The 5,772-nt window shown below is 68.3% G+C and carries 5 protein-coding genes; all 5 read left to right on the forward strand.

From position 1 onward, the window contains the following. Positions 1-176 precede the first annotated feature (176 nt). Entirely contained in the window at positions 177-1,106 is a 930-nt protein-coding gene (gene prmB, locus DBR34_RS07760) for a 50S ribosomal protein L3 N(5)-glutamine methyltransferase (RefSeq protein ID WP_128096363.1), read from the forward strand. Beyond that, positions 1,103-2,206 (forward strand): chorismate synthase, encoded by a 1,104-nt coding sequence (gene aroC, locus DBR34_RS07765; protein ID WP_128096364.1) that lies wholly within the window; start codon positions 1,103-1,105, stop codon positions 2,204-2,206. The genes prmB and aroC overlap by 4 nt, the downstream gene beginning before the upstream one ends. Beyond that, positions 2,199-3,254, forward strand: a complete 1,056-nt coding sequence (locus tag DBR34_RS07770; RefSeq protein ID WP_128096365.1) for a D-glycerate dehydrogenase — start codon at positions 2,199-2,201, stop codon at positions 3,252-3,254. The genes aroC and DBR34_RS07770 overlap by 8 nt, the downstream gene beginning before the upstream one ends. Before the next feature lie 203 nt (positions 3,255-3,457). After that, positions 3,458-4,483 (forward strand): aspartate-semialdehyde dehydrogenase, encoded by a 1,026-nt coding sequence (locus DBR34_RS07775; protein ID WP_128096366.1) that lies wholly within the window; start codon positions 3,458-3,460, stop codon positions 4,481-4,483. 87 nt (positions 4,484-4,570) lie between these two features. After that, a partial coding sequence (locus DBR34_RS07780; RefSeq protein WP_308812520.1) for a FimV/HubP family polar landmark protein occupies positions 4,571-5,772 on the forward strand: 1,202 nt, incomplete at its 3' end.

Genomic DNA, 5,772 nt, shown 5'->3' on the forward strand with positions numbered 1-5,772 from the left:
CCACCGACCCAACCCGCAAACAAAGCGGCGCTGCTCTTGAAGTTGACCTTGACCTTGACCTTGACCTTGACCTGGCTCCAGGCCTCCAACCCCAACACAACCACTTTCGACTGCAACGGATGCCGGGGGGCATGGGGTCGCCTATAATCGGGGGCCACACTGTCTGTTGCCTTGCCATGACTGCCGAAACGGCCGCCGAACTTCACACGATCATCGACCTGATCCGCTACGGCACCAGCCGTTTCAATGCCGCAGGCCTCACCTTCGGGCACAGCTACGACAACGCCCTGGACGAGGCTACCCAGCTCGTCCTGCACAGCCTGCACCTCCCGCATGACCTCGGCCCCGCCTACGGCGCCGCCCGCGTCACCACGCCCGAAAAGGCCGAAGTGCTCGCCCTGTTCGAACGTCGCATCAACGAACGCCTCCCCGCCGCCTACCTTACCGGCGAAGCCTGGTTTGCCGGCCTCAGCTTCAAGAGTGACAGCCGCGCCCTGGTCCCGCGCTCGCCCATCGCCGAACTCATCGAAACCGGCTTCGAACCCTGGCTGGCCGGCCGCGACGTCCACCGCGCCCTCGACCTGTGCACCGGCTCGGGCTGCATCGCCATCGCCATCGGCCACTACTACCCCAACTGGGAAGTGGACGGCGTCGACCTCAGCGACGATGCCCTGGCCCTGGCGCATGAAAACAAGGACCGCCTCCAGGCGCATAACGTCACCCTGATCAAGTCCGACCTGTTCACCGGCCTCACCGGCCGCCACTACGACCTCATCGTCACCAACCCGCCCTACGTCACCAACGACGAAACCGATGCCCTGCCGCAGGAATACTCCTACGAGCCGGACATGGGCCTGCGGGCCGGCCCCGACGGCCTCGACCTGGTCCTCAAGATCCTGCGCGATGCCCCGCTGCACCTCAGCGAAGACGGCCTGCTGATCTGCGAAGTAGGCGAGTCCGAACAGCATCTCATCAAGCTCCTGCCCGAAGTCGACTTTGCCTGGATCGAATTCAAGGTCGGCCAGATGGGCATCTTCGCCGTCGAATGCCGTGAGCTGATCGCCCACAGCGCGCGCATCACCGAACTGGCAGCACAGCGACCGTGAGTTCCAACAGCTTCGGCAAATTGCTGACCGTCACCACCTTCGGCGAATCGCATGGTCCGGCGATCGGCTGCGTGATCGATGGCTGCCCGCCGGGGCTGGAAATCAGCGCCGGTGAGTTCGACCACGACCTGCAGCGCCGCGCCACCGGCAAGAGCCGGCATACCTCGGCGCGCCGCGAAGCCGACGACGTCGAGATCCTGTCCGGCGTCTACGAAGGCCGCACCACCGGTACGCCGATTGCCCTGCTGATCCGCAACACCGACCACCGCAGCAAGGATTACACCGCCATCGCCCAGCAGTTCCGCCCGGGCCATGCCGACTACAGCTACTGGCAGAAGTACGGCATCCGCGACCCGCGCGGTGGCGGCCGTTCGTCCGCGCGCGAAACCACCATGCGCGTGGCCGCCGGCGTCATCGCCAAGAAGTGGCTGCAGCAGCGCCATGGCGTAACCGTGCGCGGCTACCTGTCCCAGCTCGGCGCGATCACCCCCACCGGGCATGACTGGTCGGCGGTGGAAGACAACCCGTTCTTCTGGCCGGTTGCCGAGCAGGTGCCCGCGCTGGAAAGCTACATGGACGCGCTGCGCAAGTCCGGCGACTCGGTCGGCGCGCGCGTCAACGTGGTCGCCGACGGCGTCCCGCCCGGCTGGGGCGAGCCCATCTACGGCAAGCTCGACGGTGATCTGGCCGCCGCGCTGATGAGCATCAACGCGGTCAAGGGCGTGGAGATCGGCGACGGCTTCGCCAGCGCCGCCCAGCTGGGCACCGAACACCGCGACCTGATCACCCCGCAGGGCTTCGCCAGCAACCATGCCGGCGGCATCCTCGGCGGCATCTCCACCGGCCAGCAGGTCACCGCCTCGATCGTGCTCAAGCCCACCTCCAGCCTGCGCCTGCCCGGTGCCACGGTGGATGCCGACGGCAACGCGGTCGATGTGATCACCACCGGCCGCCATGACCCGTGCGTCGGCATCCGCGCCACCCCCATCGCCGAGGCGATGATGGCGCTGGTGCTGATGGACCAGGCCCTGCGCCACCGCGCGCAGTGCGGCGACGTCGGCGACATCACCCCGCGCATTCCGGGCACGATCGATGGCTGATCGCCGCCCCAGGGTATGGGTCAGCCAGCCGCTGTTCGACGATGTCGTCGAGCAGCTCGGGCAGCATGTCGACCTGACCATGACCGGCGATGTCACCCGCTATACCCCGCAGATGCTGGCCGAGCAGTTGTCCCGCGTCGAGGGTGCCCTGATCACCCTCAACGAGCGCATCGGCCCGGCCGAGATCGCCAACGCACCACAACTGCGCGCGATCGCCAACGTCGGCGTGGGTTACAACAACCTGGACGTGGACGCGCTCAGCGCGGCCGGCATCCTGGCCAGCAACACCCCGGACGTCCTGACCGAAACCACCGCCGACCTCGGTTTCGCGCTGCTGATGGCCACCGCCCGCCGCATCACCGAGGCCGAGCGCTGGCTGCGTGACGGGCAGTGGGGCCAATGGTCGTTCCAGACCCTGCTCGGCGCGGACATCCACGGCAGCACGCTGGGCATCCTCGGCATGGGCCGCATCGGCCAGGGCATCGCCCGCCGCGGCGCGCTCGGGTTCGGCATGCGCGTGCTGTACCACAACCGCTCGCGCCTGCCCGACGCCACCGAAGCCGAGGTAGGCGCGGAGTACGTCGACCTCGACACGCTGCTGGCCCAGGCCGACCACCTGGTACTGGTGCTGCCCTACAGCGCCTCCTCGCACCACATCATCGACGCCGGCGCGCTGGCGAAGATGAAGCCGACCGCCACCCTGGTGAACATCGCCCGCGGCGGCATCGTCGACGAGGTGGCGCTGGCCGATGCCCTGGCCAACGGCCGCCTTGCCGCCGCCGGCCTGGACGTGTTCGAAGGCGAGCCCACGGTGCGCCCGGAACTGCTGGCCCTGCACAACATCGTGCTGACCCCGCATATCGGCAGCGCCAGCCAGGCCACGCGCCGGGCGATGGTGCAGCTGGCCGTGGACAACCTCATCGCCGCGCTGGGCCTGGGGCCGAACGCCGGCCGCCCGCCGAGCGCGATCAACGCCGACGCTGTGGCCGCCGCGAACACCGGCCGCGCGACCGTGGGCGGCAAAAAAATCGACGACGCAAAACGATAGGGAACCTCCCCGGCCAACAGGCGAGGTTCCCGAACCGGCAGGTACCGACCGTGGGTCGGTACACACCCAAGGCACGGCAGGCACCGATCGTTGGTCGGCACACATTCCCCAAACACGGCACGTACCGGTCACTGATCGGTACAGATCCCCAAAACACGGCAGGTACCGACCGCAGGTCGGCACATCCAACACGAGGTTCCCCCATGAGCAATGCAGATCGTCGTTTCCACGTCGCTGTCGTCGGTGCCACCGGCGCCGTCGGCGAAACCATGTTGTCCATCCTCGCCGAGCGCGACTTCCCGATCGCCTCGCTGAGCCTGCTCGCGTCCTCGCGCTCGGCCGGCGGTGAAATCGACTACCGCGGCGAAAAGATCAAGGTCCAGGACCTGGCCGACTTCGACCCCAAGGGCGTGGACATCGCGCTGTTCTCCGCCGGTGGCAGCGTGTCCAAGGAGTTCGGCCCGAAGTTCGCCGCGGCCGGTGCGGTGGTGATCGACAACTCGTCGGCCTTCCGTTACGACGACGACGTGCCGCTGGTGGTGTCCGAAGTGAACCCGGAGGCGCTGAAGAACCGCCCGCGCGGCATCATCGCCAACCCGAACTGCTCCACCATGCAGATGCTGGTGGCACTGGCGCCGCTGCATCGCCAGTACGGCATCACGCGGATCAACGTGGCCACCTACCAGTCCGTGTCCGGTGGCGGTCGTTCGGCGCTGGAAGAACTGGGCAAGCAGACCGGCCAGCTGCTCAGCTTCCAGCAGATCGACCCGCAGCGGTTCCCGGTGCAGATCGCCTTCAACCTGATCCCGCATATCGACGACTTCCTGGAAAACGGCTTCACCAAGGAAGAGATGAAGCTGGTCTGGGAAACCAAGAAGATCCTCGGCGACGACAGCATCCTGGTGAACCCCACCGCGGTGCGCGTGCCGGTGTTCTACGGCCACTCCGAAGCGGTCACCATCGAAACCCGCGACAAGGTCACCGTGGCGGCCGCGCGTGAACTGCTGTCGCGCTCGCCGGGCGTGGAAGTGGTGGACAAGCATGAGGCCGGCGGCTATCCGACCCCGGTGACCCATGCGTCGGGCAACGATGCGGTGTATGTCGGCCGTATCCGCGAGGATCTGTCGCATCCCAACGGTCTGAACCTGTGGATCGTGTCGGACAACATCCGCAAGGGCGCCGCGCTCAATGCCGTGCAGCTGGCCGAGCTGGTCGCCGCCGAAGGCTGATCGTGCACCGCCGATGGCATGGGGATGCCATCGGCGGCTGCAATTCAACCATCGCCGGTCACGGGGGGAGCCGCTATATTGGCCGCCATGAACAACCGGACCCGGGGCGCCCTGCGCCCGCTCAAGTATGTGTCCACTCTGCTGCTGGCCCTGGCCAGCAGCTCCGCCCTGGCCCTGGGCCTGGGCGATATCCGGGTGCTGTCCAAGCCCGGCCAGCCGCTGCTGGCCGAAATTCCGGTGATCTCGGCCGACCCGGCCGAGCTGCAGAACCTGCGGGTGGCGCTGGCCTCGCCGGGCACGTTTGCCCGGGTCGGGCTGGACGCACCGGCCGGCCTGGTCAGCGAGCTGCAGTTCGAATTGACCCGCAATGCGCAGGGCAGGGCGGTGGTGCGGGTCAGCACCCAGACCCCGGTCACCACCCCGTCGCTGAATTTCCTGATCGAAGCCGACTGGGGCCAGGGGCGCCTGGTCCGTGAATACTCGGCGCTGGTCGATGCACCCAACAGTGCGTTGGCCGTGGCCGAACCGGAGATCGTCGCGCCAGCCGGCGCGATGTCCAATGCCATCGTGCGTGAACCGGCGCCGGCGGCCGCGCCTGCGCCTGCGGCGGAGACCAGGCCGGTACGCACGGCCGCGCAGCCTTCACGCACGGCGCCATCGCGCGGCGCAGCGCCCACACCGGCAAGCACCGCCGGCGGCGTCACCGTGCAACGCGGCCAGACCCTGTCCCAGATCGCGGCCACGGTCGCCCGCGAACAGGGCATCAACCGCAACCAGGCGATGGTCGCGCTGCTGCGCGCCAACCCGGAGGCCTTCATCCGCGGCAACGTCAACCTGCTCAAGCAGGGCGCGGTGCTGCGCAGCCCCACCGATATCCCCGCGCCGATCGACGCCAGCGAAGCGGCCGCGATCGTGCGCGAACACGCCGCACAGTGGCGCCAGTCGCGCGCGGCGATCCCGCAGCCGGCCAGCAGCGGCGTTGCCGCCACGCCGGGCCCGGCCGTCAAGCCGGTGGCTGCGGCTGCGGCCAGCGGCGCACGCCTGGAGATCGCGCCGGCGGTCGCCGCCACCGACACCAATGCAGGCACAACCACCGGCACCGCCGCCGGCAGTGAGGGCGACATGCTGGGCAACGAACAACTGCGTCAGGCCAAGGAAGATGTCGCCACCCGCGACGCCGAGATCCAGGAGCTGCGCGGCCGCGTCGCCGACCTGGAAAAGCTGCAGAAGCAGCAGCAGACGCTGATTGCGATGAAAGACAGCGACCTGGCCGCCGCGCAGCTCCTGGA

It is taken from the genome of Stenotrophomonas sp. HMWF003, from assembly GCF_003061285.1.
Classification (GTDB): domain Bacteria; phylum Pseudomonadota; class Gammaproteobacteria; order Xanthomonadales; family Xanthomonadaceae; genus Stenotrophomonas; species Stenotrophomonas maltophilia_AP.